13 protein-coding genes are annotated in these 15,100 nt (G+C 71.2%); 7 read left to right on the top strand and 6 right to left on the bottom strand.

Translation table 11 applies throughout. The features are described 5' to 3' along the window. Positions 1-8: 8 nt before the first annotated feature. A complete protein-coding gene (locus LZ198_RS30425) occupies positions 9-608 on the bottom strand; it encodes a TetR/AcrR family transcriptional regulator (RefSeq protein ID WP_256560047.1) in 600 nt (199 codons plus the stop codon). Positions 609-693: 85 nt separating this feature from the next. Here LZ198_RS30425 and LZ198_RS30420 point away from each other — a divergent pair, with 85 nt between their 5' ends. Genes LZ198_RS30420 through LZ198_RS30405 form a run of 4 tightly spaced genes read left to right on the top strand, consistent with a single transcriptional unit; the run spans position 694 to position 5,731 of the window. Then, a complete protein-coding gene (locus LZ198_RS30420; RefSeq protein WP_253975611.1) occupies positions 694-2,409 on the top strand; it encodes an AMP-binding protein in 1,716 nt (571 codons plus the stop codon). A 50-nt stretch (positions 2,410-2,459) separates the two neighbouring features. Beyond that, a complete protein-coding gene (locus LZ198_RS30415) occupies positions 2,460-2,891 on the top strand; it encodes a nuclear transport factor 2 family protein (protein ID WP_253975610.1) in 432 nt (143 codons plus the stop codon). A 54-nt stretch (positions 2,892-2,945) separates the two neighbouring features. Next, complete coding sequence (locus LZ198_RS30410; protein WP_253975609.1) at positions 2,946-3,701, top strand: SGNH/GDSL hydrolase family protein; 756 nt, start codon at positions 2,946-2,948, stop codon at positions 3,699-3,701. Further along, positions 3,701-5,731 (top strand): NADPH-dependent 2,4-dienoyl-CoA reductase, encoded by a 2,031-nt coding sequence (locus LZ198_RS30405; protein ID WP_253975608.1) that lies wholly within the window; start codon positions 3,701-3,703, stop codon positions 5,729-5,731. Before LZ198_RS30410 ends, LZ198_RS30405 begins: the two co-directional genes overlap by 1 nt. A gap of 47 nt (positions 5,732-5,778) precedes the next feature. Here LZ198_RS30405 and LZ198_RS30400 read toward each other — a convergent pair whose 3' ends face one another. Together LZ198_RS30400 and LZ198_RS30395 are read right to left on the bottom strand one after the other, a co-directional pair. After that, positions 5,779-6,669 carry an FHA domain-containing protein gene (locus LZ198_RS30400; protein ID WP_253975607.1) on the bottom strand — a complete coding sequence of 297 codons (891 nt, stop codon included), beginning with the start codon at positions 6,667-6,669 and terminating at the stop codon, positions 5,779-5,781. 131 nt (positions 6,670-6,800) lie between these two features. Continuing rightward, a complete protein-coding gene (locus tag LZ198_RS30395) occupies positions 6,801-7,571 on the bottom strand; it encodes a YqjF family protein (RefSeq protein ID WP_253975606.1) in 771 nt (256 codons plus the stop codon). A gap of 237 nt (positions 7,572-7,808) precedes the next feature. Here LZ198_RS30395 and LZ198_RS30390 point away from each other — a divergent pair, with 237 nt between their 5' ends. Beyond that, positions 7,809-9,011 carry a carbohydrate-binding family 9-like protein gene (locus LZ198_RS30390; RefSeq protein ID WP_253975605.1) on the top strand — a complete coding sequence of 401 codons (1,203 nt, stop codon included), beginning with the start codon at positions 7,809-7,811 and terminating at the stop codon, positions 9,009-9,011. 21 nt (positions 9,012-9,032) lie between these two features. On the opposite strand, the gene LZ198_RS30385 is transcribed toward LZ198_RS30390, so the two are convergent. Beyond that, a complete protein-coding gene (locus tag LZ198_RS30385) occupies positions 9,033-9,287 on the bottom strand; it encodes a hypothetical protein (RefSeq protein ID WP_253975604.1) in 255 nt (84 codons plus the stop codon). Beyond that, positions 9,220-11,751 carry a DNA internalization-related competence protein ComEC/Rec2 gene (locus LZ198_RS30380; protein WP_253975603.1) on the bottom strand — a complete coding sequence of 844 codons (2,532 nt, stop codon included), beginning with the start codon at positions 11,749-11,751 and terminating at the stop codon, positions 9,220-9,222. Before LZ198_RS30380 ends, LZ198_RS30385 begins: the two co-directional genes overlap by 68 nt. A gap of 188 nt (positions 11,752-11,939) precedes the next feature. Here LZ198_RS30380 and LZ198_RS30375 point away from each other — a divergent pair, with 188 nt between their 5' ends. Continuing rightward, positions 11,940-12,434, top strand: coding sequence for a CarD family transcriptional regulator (locus LZ198_RS30375; RefSeq protein ID WP_013939202.1), 495 nt, complete (start codon positions 11,940-11,942; stop codon positions 12,432-12,434). Between the two features lie 81 nt (positions 12,435-12,515). Then, positions 12,516-13,172, top strand: coding sequence for a hypothetical protein (locus LZ198_RS30370; protein WP_253975602.1), 657 nt, complete (start codon positions 12,516-12,518; stop codon positions 13,170-13,172). Here the strand turns inward: LZ198_RS30370 and LZ198_RS30365 are convergent. After that, complete coding sequence (locus LZ198_RS30365; RefSeq protein WP_253975601.1) at positions 13,141-14,916, bottom strand: FHA domain-containing protein; 1,776 nt, start codon at positions 14,914-14,916, stop codon at positions 13,141-13,143. The genes LZ198_RS30370 and LZ198_RS30365 overlap by 32 nt on opposite strands. Between the last annotated feature and the right edge of the window lie 184 nt (positions 14,917-15,100).

Below are 15,100 nucleotides of genomic sequence, written 5' to 3'. Positions count from 1 at the left end.
TCGAGCCGTCAGCGCTCGAGGCCCTCGAACAACACCGCCAGCGCTGTCTCGAGAGCCCCGGCCCCGACCGTCTCGGGCATGAAGAGGCCGTCGATCGTCAGCATCGTGATGCCGTGGACCTGGGCCCAGCACGCGGCGGACAGCGTGCGCGCCGCGCCCTTCCTCACGACGCCGTCCTGTTGTCCGCGCTCGAGGAGCTCCACCAGCACCCTGAAGGCGCTGACCGCGCGCTCGCTGAGGTGGACGTCGCTGCCCACGTCGGGACTGAACATCAGCCGATAGAGTGCTGGGTTCTCGACGCCGAAGGAGACGTAGGCGCGAGACATCTCGACGAACTCTTCGCGCAGCGTGGGGACCTTCTTCGGGCGCGATGCGACGAGCGCCTCGCGGAGCCGGTCGAAGCCGACCATTCCGAGCTCGGCCAGCAGGGCGCTCTTGTCCGGAAAGTGATTGTAGGGGGCCGCGTGGCTGACCTCCGCGCGCCTGGCGACCTCGCGCAGCGTGAACTGAAACCGCCCGTCCTCGCGCAGCATCGTCTCCGCGGTCTCGACGAGCACTCGCCTCAGGTCGCCGTGGTGGTACGGCTTCTTCTGGGGCCGGCGAGTCATCCCGGCAACTTCACACCGGTGCACGATATTGACAAGAGAAACATCGGGCCATATGTTGCTCGTGTCAACATTTGGAGTCGAAGGCATGTCCCAGTCGGACGACAACCTCGTGGGCGGCCCGGCGAGCGAGGCTGCGGGTGACGCGAGGCCTTGGGTCAGGTTCTATCCCCCGGGCGTGACGGGCGCGGTCGAGGCCGTCGCGGAGGCATCGCTCGCGGAGATGGTCACCTCCGCGGCTGCCCGCTTCGGTGCGCGAGCCGCGTTCTCCAACCTGGGGACGGCGCTCTCGTTCCGCGAGGTCGACACGCTCTCGACCCGGTTCGCGAGTTTCCTGCAGCACCTGGGGCTGGAGAAGGGCGACCGCATCGTCATCCAGATGCCGAACCTGTTGCAGTACCCGGTGGCGATGTTCGGCGCGCTCAAGGCGGGGCTCGTCGTCGTGAACATGAACCCGCTCTACACGGTCGACGAGATGAAGAAGGTCCTCGCCGACGCGGAGCCGCGCGCGCTCGTCGTCCTCGCCAACTTCGCCGACAAGGTCGAGCGGGCACTCGAGGGCTCGACCGTCTCGCATGTGGTCGTGACCCACGTCGGGGACCTCCTCCCGTTCGGAAAGCGGCAGCTCGTCGACTTCGTGACGGCGAAGGTGAAGAAGCTCGTCCCCCGCTACACCCTGCCGGCGGCGATCGACTTCCGCCGCGCCCTGGCTCGTGGCGGCGCCCAGGGGTTCAAGCCCCCCGCGTTGAGTCCTCGAGACGTCGCGTTCCTCCAGTACACCGGCGGCACGACGGGCGGCACCAAGGCGGCGACCCTCACGCACGGCAACCTGCTCGCGAACCAGGCGCAGTTCATGGGGCTCATCCGCTCGGTGCTGGGAGATGGCCACGCGACCGCGATCGCCGCGCTGCCGCTCTATCACGTGTTCTCGTTGACCGTGAATTGCCTCGGCTTCTTCCGCTTCGGAGTCCACAACGTCCTCGTCACGGACCCACGCGACGTCTCCGGTTTCATCAAGACGCTCGCGGCGACGCGCCCGGCGGCGTTGACCGTGGTCAGCACCCTGGCCGGGGCGCTGCTCGAGCATCCGGAGTTCAGGGCCCTCGACCTGCGCGACCTGAAGGTCACCGTCGCCGGCGGCATGGCGCTCCGCACGAGCGTCGCTCGACGTTGGCGCGAGGTGACGGGCAAGGACATCCTCGAGGGCTACGGCCTCACGGAGGCGTCACCGGTCGTCTCCGTCAATCCTCCGCATCTGCCTCCGCGTGTCGGCACCATCGGCGTCCCGCTCCCGGGCACCGAGGTGCGGATCCTCGACGACGCGCTGAAGCCGGTCCCCGCCGGCGAATCCGGTGAGCTGGCGGTCCGCGGCCCGCAGGTGATGCAGGGCTACTGGAAGCAGCCCGCGGAGACCGCGAAGGTCATCACCCCGGAGGGGTGGCTGCTGACCGGAGACATCGCGAGGGTCGACGCCGACGGGTACATCCAGATCGTCGATCGCAAGAAGGAGATCATCGTCGTCTCGGGCTTCAACGTGTACCCCAGCGAGCTGGAGGACGTGGCCATGCGCCACCCGAAGGTCGCCGAGGCCGGTGCGATCGGCGTGCGGGACGAGAAGTCAGGGGAGGCTCCCAGGCTCTTCGTCGTCAAGCGGGATGAATCGCTCACGGCTGAAGAGCTGCTCGCGTACCTGAGAGAGCACCTCACGGGCTACAAGCGACCCAAGGAGATCGTGTTCCGCGCTGCGCTGCCGAAGAGCAACGTCGGCAAGGTGCTGCGGCGCGCGTTGAGAGAGAGCCCGTGACGCCACGGCTTCGACGTCCGGCGAAATGACCCACCGACAGGAGCACGCCCATGTCCGAACTGAAGCTCCCTCCCCAGGCCGCACTCACCCTCCGCCGATGGCACGACATGGTGGAGCACAAGGACCTCGGCGCGGTGTCAGAGCTCCTCGCGCCAGAGGTCGTCTTCCGCTCCCCCATGGCCTACCACCCGTATCCCTCGCCGCCGGTGGTCTCGGTGATCCTGAACACGGTGCTGACGGTCTTCGAGGACTTCGCGTACCACCGACAACTGGTGACGGCGGACGGGACGAGCGTCGTGCTCGAGTTCAGCGCCCACGTCGGCAAGCGGCAGCTCAAGGGGATCGACTTCATCCGCTTCGACGAGCAGGGGAAGATCGTCGACTTCGAGGTGATGGTGCGCCCGATGAGCGGCCTCCAGGCGCTGGGCGAGCAGATGGCCCAGCGGCTCGCCCCATATCTCGAAGCACAGAAGGCGAAGTGACAGGGCTGCGCACCGGTCCAGGGGACGGGTGCGCCTCGTGACGGGGAGATCGTGATGACCCACCTCCAGTGGATTGCCGACGCCACGCTCCTGCCGCTGTACTGGATGCAGAGCCTGCGCGTACGAAGGACGACCCCCCGCCTCCCCGAACCGGAGGGCCCTCGCGAGGGGCTCTTCGGCGAGGGGGCGCCCTTGCGGTTGCTCGTCGTGGGCGACTCCTCGGCCGCGGGCGTCGGCGTGGGCACGCAGGCTGACGCGCTCACCGGGCAGCTCGTCTCGCGCCTCGGGCAACGGCGCACCGTGGGCTGGCGCCTCGTGGCCAGGAGCGGGCTCACGACGGCGGAGATCGTCGAGCTGGTCGAACAGAGCAACCCGAGCGCATTCGACGTGGCGGTGGTGGCCGCGGGAGCGAACGACCTCACGCAGCGCATCCCCATCGAGCGGTGGATCCGCGCGCTCCATCGGCTGGTGGATGTGCTGGGGACGCGCTTCGGCATCGCCCATACGGTGCTCTCGCCCCTGCCGCCATTCCAGGAGTTCCCGGCGCTGCCGGAGCCACTGCGTGGGTTCGTGGGGCGACGCGCCGCCGTCTACAACGCCGCCCTCGCGGCGTTCTCCGAGGGGCGCCGGGACTGCACGCTGCTCGATTCGCCTTTCGCGTCGGGCACGCCCGGCCTCGACGCTCGGAGTGCCATGGCGTCCGATGGTTTCCATCCAGGCGCGCCTGTCTACGCCGCCTGGGCCGAGTGCGCGGCCTCGGAGATCCAACTGCTGCACCCACCGTCGGCCCTGACCCTGGGAGCCTCCTGATGAACGCGCCGTATCCCCATCTCCTCGCGCCCCTCGACCTCGGCTTCACGACGCTCCGAACCCGCACGCTCATGGGGTCCATGCATACCGGGCTCGAGGAGGCGCCCGGTGGCTTCGCGCGACTGGCGGCCTTCTTCGCCGAGAGAGCGCGTGGCGGCGTGGGCCTCATCGTCACGGGCGGCGTCGGGCCGAACGAAGAAGGCGCCGTCGCGCTGGGCGCGGCGAAGCTCACGACCGAGGCCGAGGCCGAGGAGCACACGGTCGTCACACGGGCCGTGCACGAGGCGGGCGGGAAGATCTGCATGCAGATCCTCCACGCGGGTCGCTACGCGTACAACCCGGAGTCTGTCTCCGCGAGCGCGGTGAAGGCGCCCATCAACCCCTTCACGCCCCGCGCCCTCGACGAGGAAGGCATCGAGAAGCAGATCGCCGACTTCGCGCGGTGCGCGAAGCTGGCGCAGCGCGCGGGTTACGACGGCGTCGAGGTGATGGGCTCGGAGGGGTACTTCATCAACCAGTTCCTCGTCGCGCGCGTCAACCAACGCAGCGACCGCTGGGGCGGTCCCTACGAGAACCGCATGCGGCTCGCCGTCGAGGTGGTGCGTCGGATTCGCGAGGCGGTGGGGCGTGACTTCATCATCATCTATCGACTGTCGATGCTCGACCTCGTCGAGGGAGGGAGCACCTGGGACGAGATCGTGACGCTGGCGAAGGCCATCGAGGCGGCCGGCGCGAACATTCTCAACACCGGCATCGGCTGGCACGAAGCGCGAATCCCGACGATCGCCACGAGGGTTCCCCGTGGCGCGTTCAGCAAGGTCACGGCGAAGCTGCGCGGCGCGGTGACGATTCCGCTGGTGGCCACCAACCGCATCAACACCCCCGAACTCGCCGAGCGCATCCTCTCCGAGGGCGACGCGGACCTGGTGTCGATGGCGCGCCCCTTCCTGGCGGACGCGGACTTCGTCCAGAAGGCCCGCGATGGACGGGCCGATCAGATCAACACGTGCATCGGCTGCAACCAGGCCTGCCTCGACCACACGTTCCAGCTCCAGATCACGAGCTGCCTCGTCAACCCTCGCGCATGCCACGAGACGGAGCTGCGCATCGAGCCCGCGACGACCGTGAAGCGGGTGGCCGTCATCGGCGCGGGGCCCGCGGGGCTCGCGGCAGCGACGACGCTCGCCGAGCGAGGTCACCGCGTGACGCTCTACGAGGCGGCCTCGGAGATCGGCGGCCAGTTCAACCTCGCCAGGCGCATCCCTGGCAAGGAGGAGTTCGCCGAGACGCTGCGGTACTTCGAACGGAGGCTCGCCGCGACGGGGGTCGCGTTGCGGTTGGGCTCACGCGCGACGCTCGACGAGGTGAAACACGGTGGGTTCGACGAAGTCATCATCGCGACAGGTGTCGCGCCGCGCCGGCCGGACATTCCCGGCATCGACCACCCGATGGTCGTGGGCTACGTCGACGCCATTCTCGGGACGCGTCCGATTGGTGCCCACGTCGCCATCATCGGCGCGGGCGGCATCGGCTTCGACGTCGCCGAGCTCCTCTCCCACGCCGGGCCGAGCACGAGCCTGTCGAGCGAGGCGTTCTGGCGAGCCTGGGGGATCGATCCGAAGCTCGAGGCCCGCGGAGGTATCGAGGGCGTGACGGCGACCACGCAGCCCCCTGAACGGAGGGTGACGTTGCTGCAGCGCAAGGCCTCCAAGGTCGGTGAGGGGCTCGGCAAGACGACTGGTTGGATTCACCGGGCCACGCTCCAGCGGCGGGGCGTCGAGATGCTGAACGCGGTGGAGTACACCCGGATTGACGACGAGGGCCTTCACGTCCGTGTCGCAGGTGTGCCGCGAGTCCTCGCCGTCGACACCGTCGTCATCTGCGCGGGGCAGGAGCCTGCGCGCGAGTTGTTCGAACCGCTCGTCGCGGCGGGCGTGAAGGTGCATGCCATCGGCGGCGCGGACGTCGCCGCCGAACTCGATGCCAAGCGCGCCATCGATCAGGGAACGCGCCTCGCCGCGAGCCTTTGACCGATGGGCGCCTCGTGCTCGCCGAGGCGCGCCGCCCGGACTCCCTCCTAGGCCGTCGCCAACGCGTAGGTGACGAGCAGGCCCACCAGCGCCGCCGCGACCCCCAGGCCCAGCAGCCACCACTCCAACCTCGTCCGAGGCGCCTCCGCCGGCGTGGAGACGGCGTCCGCGCGGGGGGCCGTCGATGACGGTTCCTGTTCGGAAGCGGCGGGCTCGGCGGGGCTGACCTCCCCGTCGGGAGGCGGGAGGACACCTCCGTCGGGCGTGGGTGGCGGCGGTGGAGGCTCCTCGAGGGCCGCCTGGAAGCGAAGCAGGGTCCTCCCCAACTCGATGACGTCTCCGTCCGAGAGGGCCGTGGGCTCCTGGAGGCGCTGGCCGTTGAGGTACACGCCGTTGGGGCTACCCAGGTCCTCCAGGAGGAAGCGGGCGCTGTCCTGCACGATGCAGGCGTGATTGCGGGAGACGGCCCGGTCCCTGAGTCGGAGCGTCGCCTCGCTGCCGCGGCCCAGTTGCGTGCGCGCGTCGGCGAGGGCATGGACGCGCCCCACGTCCAGCCCGGTGAGGCAGGTGAGGGTGGCCGCGCGGGATGGCGCGGAATCCTCCAGCCCCGTGAGCAGGCCCTTGAGGATGGCCAGGGTGCCCTGGGTGCGCTCCTCCGTCGTCTCCGCCAGCACCCGCAGGCACATGTCGTCAGGGAGGCCGAGGACTTCACCGGGCAGGACGAGCCTCGCCACGCCCTGGGGCACCAGCACGCCGTCGACGGCGAAGGTCCGTGTCGCCTCCACCATCAGCCGCTGGGATTCGATGCGGAGGCTCAGCAGGCCCGGGGGCAGGGCCTCCAGTCGGACGTGGTCGTCGGGGCCGCCGCCCAGTTGATGGTGACCCTCGGAGAGCTCGAAGGGGGTGGTGGTCCCGAGGTGCTCGAATTCGAAGCGCATGCCCCCGCGTGCGAGCAACCCCCGGACCCGCGGTGGGACACCGCATTTCGCGCGGTTATGCCGGCGGAGTGTCCCAGGTCGCGAGCGGACCATCCGGGTCGTGGGACGGCCGTCCTACCCGGGACGGAACCTCAGGCCGCGGAAGACACGTCCGGTGTGGTGGGGGCGCGCCCGTCGAGGACGAGCCGCGTGCCGGGGTACACGGAGACGGTGGAGCCGTCCGCGACGAACGCGGAGGCGGGCGTCCCCCGGAGGAACGGCGCGAACCGCTCCCCGTAGAGGCCCGCGACGTCGCAGTCGAAGCCGATGTCGTCCACCTGCCAGACGGACCAGCGGGGATGCTCCACGCGGTACTCCGCGCAGCCGCCGTCCCGCTGCGGCGTGTAGCCCCAGTAGTGCTCGGTGATGAACTCTTCCTGGGAGCCCTCCGTGCTCGAGGCGGGGGCGCCGCGCGTGCGCGCCGACAGGGAATGCCACCGCCCTCCGAACTTCCACGCGTACTCCACCTGTCCGGGTGCGCCCTTCTCCGCGTCGTCCATCCGCACGCTGTGGCGCATGGGCAGCGCGAGGTACGGCTCGTTGTAGACGACCCGCGCCACGGTGGCGATGGCCCGGCGGGGGACCAGCTCGCGCACGAAGGCGACGCCGCGCCGCCAGCCCTCCGGCCCGCGGAAGCGCACGTAGTAGCGGAGGTTCACCTCGTCGAAGTTCTGGTGGAACGGGACGACGAGCCCCTTCACCTTCGTGTCGAGGAAGCGGAAGCCCACCATGCTGGCGAACGTCTTGCCCTGCCAGGTGTCGAGCTCGGTGCCTCGGGGCACCAGGGGCTTGAGCACCTCTGGATCCACCTCGTAGTTCAGCATCGCGAGGTACCGCCACGTCGCCGTCAGGAAGGGGCGCATGGTGGGTTCGTAACGTGGCTTTGCGCGGCACGTCGGGCTTACGAGCGGGCGCTGGAAACTCGGCTTAAGGGACTTGGTAGCGGGGGTTGTGCCGGTGGCTGCTGCTTCTCTCGGGATTGGCGCGCTCCGGCGTCGTCGGCACCCCCGGCGAGGGCGCGGGCGGACGGAGGGATGGCCGGGGGCGGGATGCCGCGCATGGCCCAATCCCGAGGAAGCCCGCTAGGATGCCCGGCCTCGATGCGCACCTCCGCCACCGTCCTCGTTCCGCTGCTGACGCTCTCCTGCCTCGCCGTCTCGTGTCGAGACGAACAGGCGGGGCCCAAGCCCCGGGTCTCCAGCGTTCCCGCGCCCGCGCAGGCCCGGATGCTGGACGCCGCGCCGACGGACCTCACCTTCCGCAGCGGCGCGACGTTCGCGGGCGGCTCCGTGGTGTATCTGGGGTCGAAGGTGACGCCGGCCCAGGCCGCGCCCGGCACCCAGGTCCGGCTGGCGCACTACTTCCAGGCGAGGAGCACGCCGCCGCAGGGCTTCGGGTTCTTCGTCCACGTGGTGGATGCCGCCTCCGGGGGCATGCTCGTCAACGCCGACCACGAGGTGCAGGACGGCGCGGCGCCGCTGGCGACCTGGCCGGTGGGCAAGGTCATCGAGGATGTGCACTCCGTGCCCATGCCGAGCGTGCCCGCCCGCGTGGTGCTCGGCTTCTGGCGGGGGGACGACCGGCTCCCGGTGGATGACCCGAACGCGCACGACGGCAGCCATCGCATGCAGGGGCCCCGTCTGGGAGGCGCCGCGCCGGAGCTGCCCGAGTACGTCGTCCACCGGGTCGACAAGGCGCCCACCATCGATGGGGCCCTCGACGACGCGGCGTGGAAGTCCGCGACGCCGGTGGTGCTGCGCGGCAGCTTCGACGGTCGCGAGCCCCGGCTGCGCACCGAGGCGCGCATCGTCCGCGACGACGAGTTCCTCTACGTCGCCTTCGACAGCGAGGACCCGGACATCTGGGGCACGCTGCGCAAGCGCGACGACCCCATCTACGAGCAGGAGGTGGTGGAGGTCTTCCTCGACGCGAACGCGGACGGGCGCACCTACAACGAGCTCCAGGTGTCTCCGCACAACGTCATCTTCGACGCCTACTTCCCCGCGCGTCGGCAGGGCATGGACCTGTCGTGGGACTCGGGGATGACGACGGCGGTGAAGGTCCGCGGCACGCTGGACGACCCGTCCGACAAGGACGAGGGCTGGTCCGCGGAGATGCGCATCCCCTTCGCGAAGCTCGCCGAGGTGCCGCACATCCCGCCGCGCCCGGGAGACCGGTGGCGCTTCAACCTGTACCGCCTGGAGCACCTCGACCGGCGCAACGTCGAGGGGCAGTCGTTCTCGCCGCTCTTCGTCGGCGACTTCCACGCGCTGCCGCGCTTCGGCTGGCTGACGTTCGAGTGAGCCGCGCCGCGTCCGCCGCGCTCAGGCGTGCGGCGTGATGTCCCACTGCGCGTCCGCCACGGAGCGCTCGGTGGGGTCACCCAGGAAGCGCAAGAAGCCCTGGAGCTCCATCGTGTCGATGAGCTCCTCCGCCTCCTGCTGGGAGAAGCCCTTCATGTCCACGAGCAGGTCGCGCATCACGGACTTGCCACGCAAGTAGCCCACCGGCTCACCAGGGCCGAGGGCGTCCTTCAGGTCCGCCGTGAGCTGACGCAGGTCGATGTCCTCGGGAATCATCGGCACGAACCTGGGACCGCTCCGCGTCCGCCGCAACCCGGGGGACCTCGGGTGGAGGCTCGCGCGCCAGGTGGGGAACCAGCCGGACATCCCGCCCGTCACTCTCGACGGTGACGGCCCCGTCCACGTCCGTTCTCCAACACTCGCTGCCCTGGGCCCGGTAGCGGGCCTCCACCTCCGGGTGGGGGAAGCCGAAGCGGTTGCGCCGTCCCACGCAGAAGATGACGTGCCGGGGGCGCGTCTCCTCCAGCAGGGCCGGCGTGGACGACGTGCGCGAGCCGTGGTGTGGGGCCTTCATCACCGTCACCGCCCCGAGCCTGGGAGCCAGCTCCGCCTCCGCGTCCGCCTCCACGTCCCCGGGGAGCAGCAGCGTGACGTCTCCGTGGCGCACGCGCAGCACGATGCTCCGGTCGTTCACGCCCTCGAGCAGCTCGCGCTCGGGCAGCCCCGGTGGACCGAGCACCTCCAACGTCGCCTCGCCCAGCGCGAGGGGAGGGTGGCCGTCCTCGACCTCCTCCACGTGTGCGTCGCGCGCGGCGGCGACGACCTGCCGGGACAGCGGACCTCCCTCGTCGCCCGCGGGCAGCCACAGCCGCTCGGTGGGCACCTGGGCCAGCGTCGAGACGAGGCCCAGCGCATGGTCCGGATGCGGATGTGACAACACCGCGAGGTCCAGCCGGGAGGCGCCCTGGTGCCGCAGGAAGGGGACGACGTAGCGGGCCCCGGTGTCCGTGCCTCCGGGCGCGCCGCCCCCATCCACCAGCGCGTGATGGCCACGCGAGCTCAACACCACCGCGTCGCCCTGGCCCACGGACAGGAACGTCACGCGCAGCCCGGGCTCCGGCCGCAGCCAGGGCGTGAGCGTGGCGCCGACGAGCGCGAGGGGGACGAGCGCGCCCGCCCAGCGCCACCGCCCCGTTCCGAGCGCCCACGTCAGCAGTCCCACCGCGTACGGCGCCGCCCAGCCACCCAGCGGCGTGACCTCCACGGACGCCAGCGGCGCGGCGGCGAAGAACTCGGTCAGCCACAGCAACACCCGCGAAGCCCAGGCCCCCGCCCACAGCACCGGGGTGGCCAACCAGGGCGACACCACGAACAGCGCGGCGCCTCCCGCGGCCAGTCCGGTGAGCAGGCCGCACAGTGGCAGGGCGACGACGTTGGAGAGGAGGCCCGCGAGGCTCACCCGCCCGAAGGCCGCCGCCGCGATGGGCAGCCCGGACAGCGTGGCCGCCGCGCTCGCGCAGAGCGTCTGGGCCACCGTCTCTCGCGCCTGCGCGAGCACGCGCACCCAGCGCCGGGGCTCGCTCGGGTCGGGAGGAGGGAGCGGAAGGGCGGCGCGCATCGGCGGCACCAGCAGCACGAGCCCCAACACCGCGAGGAACGACAGCCGCAACGACAGGTCCTCCACGCTGGAGGGCGCCCACGCCACCATCGCCACCGCCGCGGTGGCGAGGCTGTTCAACCCGTCCGCGCGTCGCCACAGGCACAGCCCCAGCAGCACCACCGTCGCCATCACCGCCGAGCGCACCGCCGGTGGCTGGTTGCCGGTGAACAGGACGTAGGCCCAGACGAAGGGCACCGCCGCCGGAGCCGCCACCCGCCGGGCATCCCACTGCCGCCACCGCGCGCCCGCGCGGACCAGGAGGCGCCGCAGCAGGGCGAGGGTCATCAGCGCCAGCGCCGCGACGTGCAGGCCGCTGACGCTCAGCACGTGCGCGAGCCCCGAGCGAGAGAAGGCCTCCTCCCAGCTCGCGTCCAGCGCCGCGCGCTGCCCCGCGGCCAGCGTGAGGAACAGCGCCGCGGCGTCGGGTGTCGGCGCCACGGCGCGCACCGCCACCGCCAGCCGCTCGCGCATCGCCTCGAGCACGCGCCGCCACGTCGGTGCGGGCAAAAGGACCAGGGCCTTGCCCGCACTCACGCTGCCGTTGAAGACGATGCCCTGGCGTCGTCGCGCGGGCGTGAAGTCCTTCTCGCCGGGATTGGCCGCGGGCACGTCCGGCGCCAGCCGCGTCGTGGCCCGCACGCGCTGCCCGGGCAGGGGCGGGGCTCCTCCACCCCGCAGCGAGAGGGTCGCCCGGAAGCGCACCGGCCGCTGCGTCCGTGCATCCGGGCCCGCGCTCGCCACCGCCAGGCGGATCCGCACCACGTCGTCGAACGGATCCACCCGCTCGACGTCACCCTCGATCACCACGTCACCACCAGCGGCCAGCTCCGGGGGCACCTCCACCCGCGCCTCCCAGGCCGCCAACCCCGCACCAGCCAGACCCAGCGCCGCGAGCACCGCCAGATGCGCACCAGGCAGGCGGGCGAGCGCCAAGCCGGCCACTCCCAGGAAAACCCCGCAGACCAGAAATAGCGAAGTGGAGCTGCTCGTTCCTGGAAGCCAGAGAGCGCCCAGCAGCAAGCTCAACGAGGGAAAGAAAAGGGGACGCGTCCCCAGGTCGCGCCACGCGTAACGATCCACGCCCACCCCACCCAACACCGTCCGTCACGCCGGCTCGCACACTCCGCGATACCGCGTACGAAAACCGACAACGTAGTCGGGCGCGTCCTGGGTGGTCAAGGCGTTATCGTTGCCCGCGCATGTGGTTTGTGGTAGTTGTGCCCGGCGTTTGTTTGGAAGGCCGGGAGCGTCTTTCAAGGAGGCAGTTAGTGCAGACCAGCTTCAAGACTGGTGACAAGGCGGTTTATCCAGGCCAGGGCGTCGGTGAGGTGATGGGTATCGAGCACACCGAGGTGGCCGGGCAGCGCCAGTCGTTCTACGTGCTGCGCATCCTGGAGAACGGGATGCGGATCATGATCCCGATCAACAAGGTCGGGTCGGTCGGCCTCCGGGAGATCATCAGCGAGGAGGACGTCAAGCAGGTCTATTCCATCCTCAAGGAGAAGGACATCTCGGTCGACTCCACGACCTGGAACCGGCGCTACCGGGAGTACATGGAGAAGATCAAGACGGGCTCCGTCTTCGAGATCGCCGAGGTGCTTCGCGACCTGTACCTCCTCAAGGGCGACAAGGACCTGTCCTTCGGCGAGCGGAAGATGCTCGACACCGCGCGCTCCCTGCTGATCAAGGAGTTGTCGCTGGCGAAGGACTGCTCCGAGGAAGAGATCGAGTCGGACCTGAAGAAGATCTTCAACCTCGCCTGAGCATCGCGGGCCTCGCCCGAGACTCCCGTGCCCCGGGTTCCCTTCGAGGGGACTCGGGGCATCGTCTTTCCAAGCCCCTTCATGAACGAGCCTGTCTCCCTCGAGTCCGCGCGTGAGGAGCGCGAGCGGCGCATCGCAGAGCTGGAGTCCCGGTTGGCGCGCCGCCGTGTGGGGGTGCGGCCCCTGGCGGCGACCCTGGCCATCGCCGTGGCCCTCGTCCTGCTGGGCATGGTGCGGCGGGACGTCGCGTACTTCTTCTCGTCCGGTGATCCGCTGACGCTGGGCGCGGAAGGGGACTACCGCCTCGAGGCGCTCGCCTCCAATCGCTACGCGCAGGTGCACGGCCTGCCCACGTCGCGAGGTGCCTATGAGCGGGATTCCTCGGGCCTGTTCGTGCTCGTGGGGCTGCGTGAGTCGCCGTTCGTCGTGCGGCGCCGCGCGCTGCCCGGCGAGGACTGGGTTCCGGGACGGCCGCCGCCCCCTCCGGACGCCACCCCCTTCGCCATACGGGGGCGACTCCTGTCGGAGGAGGAGGCGCCGCGTTACCGGGAGGCGCTGGCGATGCTCCGCGGCATGGGGGAGGTGCAGCCCAGGGCCGGACGTCTGTGGCTGCTCGTGGAGGGAGAGCGCCCCGCGGAGGACTGGGGCCTGGTGCTGGTGGCGCTCGGCCTGCTCGCCTTCATCGCCCTGAACGGGGTGCTGCTCTTCAAGGGGCTGATCCGGCGGAGAGCCGCCTGAGGCCTTCACGGGCCTTCAGGTTGCCCGAGTCGTGTTGGAGCGCCTGGTTGAACGCGGTGCGAGCCGCGTCGCGATCCCCCGTCTTCATCGCCTCGACGCCCACCTGCACGTGCAGGTCTCCGAGCTGCTTTCGGAGCCGGGGACCCTGGGTGCCCCAGCCATGGGACAGCTCCTGGTCCACGGCGACGGCGGTGGTGAGCTGGGCGATGGCGCGCGGCAGGTCCCCCTTGGCGACCGCCTTGCGCGCCTCCGACTGGGAGGCTTCGACGCGCTGCAACTGCGCCTGCAGGGCGGGGAGCTTCGAGACGCGCGCCATCTCCACCGCTCCCGTCACGTCGCCCGTCTCGTAGCGGCGCAAGACGTCCGCCTCGGTTCCGGGCTCGACCGCGGGGCGGACCTCCGCCGTCTGCATGGGGGCGGCGACGGGCTTCGACGCGAGATTGGGTTCGGCGCGCGTGCCGCCCATGGCGACGTCGCGGGCCCCCGTGGAGGACTCGACGGGCCGGCTGACGGGGGGGGACTGGGTCTTCGACCCGGTGGCGCCCGAGGCGATGTCCGCCGCGTTCAGGGAAGGCGTGCTGGTGCGACCGCCGCTGGCGACGCCGCGACCCGCCGCGATGTCCGCCGCGCTCATCGTGGGGGCGCCGCGCGAAACGCCCGTCCCCGTGCCGCCTCGCCCCGCCGCGATGTCCGCCGCGTTCAGGGAGGGCGTGGTGGGGTTGGAGGACGGGGGCATGTCGGGCGCGCCCGAGGGCGGGGGCCCGACCCGGCCGGACGCGATGTCCCGCGCGCTCATGCCGACGGGGGCCACCCGGCTCCTGCTTCCGGGGGCGGGCTCCCTCGTGGCGGGCGAACCGCTCGCGACCTCGTTCGTGTCGGAGCCCTTCGGGGTGGCGGTGCGCGGGGGGCGGTTCTCCGTCGCCGTGTCCCGCACGCCCGGGGACGTCACGACACCAGCGGGCTCCTCCGTCGTCGCGGGGGCGCTCCTGGCGCCCCCGGGGCCTCGGCTGGGGGGCGCGTCGACGAGCAGGGGCGCGCCGTTCTGCTCCACGGGGGCGAAGGCCTCCTCGCGCGCCTGCGCGCCGGAGCCGTTGTCGTTCGAGGCGAGCCCCACCACGAGCACGGTGAACAGGGCGGCGGCGGTCGACCCCAGCCCCGCGGCGACGAGCGCGACCGTCAGCCGGTTCATCCGCGGGCGGCGGGGCGCGGGCTCGAGGACGGCGGCGGGGGCGGGCGCGGGGATGTTGGTGGCGGACGGGGTGCCGGGCCCGCGCAGGCGCAGCACCGCGTTGCCGAGCGAAATCTCGTCACCGGGCATCACCTGCACCTCGGCGGTGACGCGGACGCGGTTGATGAACGTGCCGTTCTGGCTGCCCAGGTCCTTCAGGAAGAAGTCATCGCCCTGGCGGGTGAGCTGCGCATGCCGCCGGCTGATGGACGGGTGTTGCAGCCGCAGGTCCGACGACGAGGAGCGCCCCAGCACCAGCGGGCCCTGCTGCACCGGCACGAGCTGGCCGGCGCCCGGTCCCCGCTCCACGTACACGAAGGCCGGGGGATGTCCTGGATTCGAATACTCCCGGCCCCACTCGAACTTCGGGGACAGCTCCCGGTCCCGGTCCCGCCCCCGCCCGCTGCCCTGGCGGGACTTCTTGCGCGAGCCCGCCGGGAACTGCGGCACGCGCTGGGGGCGCGGGTCGTCCGCCTGGAGCGGCGCCACCTCGTCGTCGTCGAACGGGAGCTCCACGTCCGAATCCTTCGGCGCCGGCGTGCCCGGGGGACGGGGAGGGCGGGGCGGGCGCTTCGGGTTCGGTGGAGCCATGAGGCCATTCTCGCTGATTGGGGACCGGCTGGAAGGTTCTCAGGCCCCAGGCGTCCGAAGTTGTCCAGGGCGGGGATTCTAACGGCCCCAGGCCATCCAGCCCACGGGG

The organism is Myxococcus dinghuensis (assembly GCF_024198235.1).
GTDB classification, from domain to species: Bacteria; Myxococcota; Myxococcia; order Myxococcales; family Myxococcaceae; genus Myxococcus; species Myxococcus dinghuensis.
The sequence above is the reverse complement of the archived record's forward strand: the minus strand, read 5'-3'. Positions and strand labels throughout refer to the sequence as shown.

What these genes read in the sequence shown, in the direction of transcription:
- LZ198_RS30385 (WP_253975604.1), bottom strand. Translation starts at nt 9,287, where the DNA reads ATGATTCCCGAGGACATCGACCTGCGTCAGCTCACGGCGGACCTGAAG.
- LZ198_RS30400 (WP_253975607.1), bottom strand. Translation starts at nt 6,669, where the DNA reads ATGCGCTTCGAATTCGAGCACCTCGGGACCACCACCCCCTTCGAGCTC.
- LZ198_RS30420 (WP_253975611.1), top strand. Translation starts at nt 694, where the DNA reads ATGTCCCAGTCGGACGACAACCTCGTGGGCGGCCCGGCGAGCGAGGCT.
- LZ198_RS30410 (WP_253975609.1), top strand. Translation starts at nt 2,946, where the DNA reads ATGACCCACCTCCAGTGGATTGCCGACGCCACGCTCCTGCCGCTGTAC.
- LZ198_RS30425 (WP_256560047.1), bottom strand. Translation starts at nt 608, where the DNA reads ATGACTCGCCGGCCCCAGAAGAAGCCGTACCACCACGGCGACCTGAGG.
- LZ198_RS30370 (WP_253975602.1), top strand. Translation starts at nt 12,516, where the DNA reads ATGAACGAGCCTGTCTCCCTCGAGTCCGCGCGTGAGGAGCGCGAGCGG.
- LZ198_RS30390 (WP_253975605.1), top strand. Translation starts at nt 7,809, where the DNA reads ATGCGCACCTCCGCCACCGTCCTCGTTCCGCTGCTGACGCTCTCCTGC.
- LZ198_RS30415 (WP_253975610.1), top strand. Translation starts at nt 2,460, where the DNA reads ATGTCCGAACTGAAGCTCCCTCCCCAGGCCGCACTCACCCTCCGCCGA.
- LZ198_RS30405 (WP_253975608.1), top strand. Translation starts at nt 3,701, where the DNA reads ATGAACGCGCCGTATCCCCATCTCCTCGCGCCCCTCGACCTCGGCTTC.
- LZ198_RS30395 (WP_253975606.1), bottom strand. Translation starts at nt 7,571, where the DNA reads ATGCGCCCCTTCCTGACGGCGACGTGGCGGTACCTCGCGATGCTGAAC.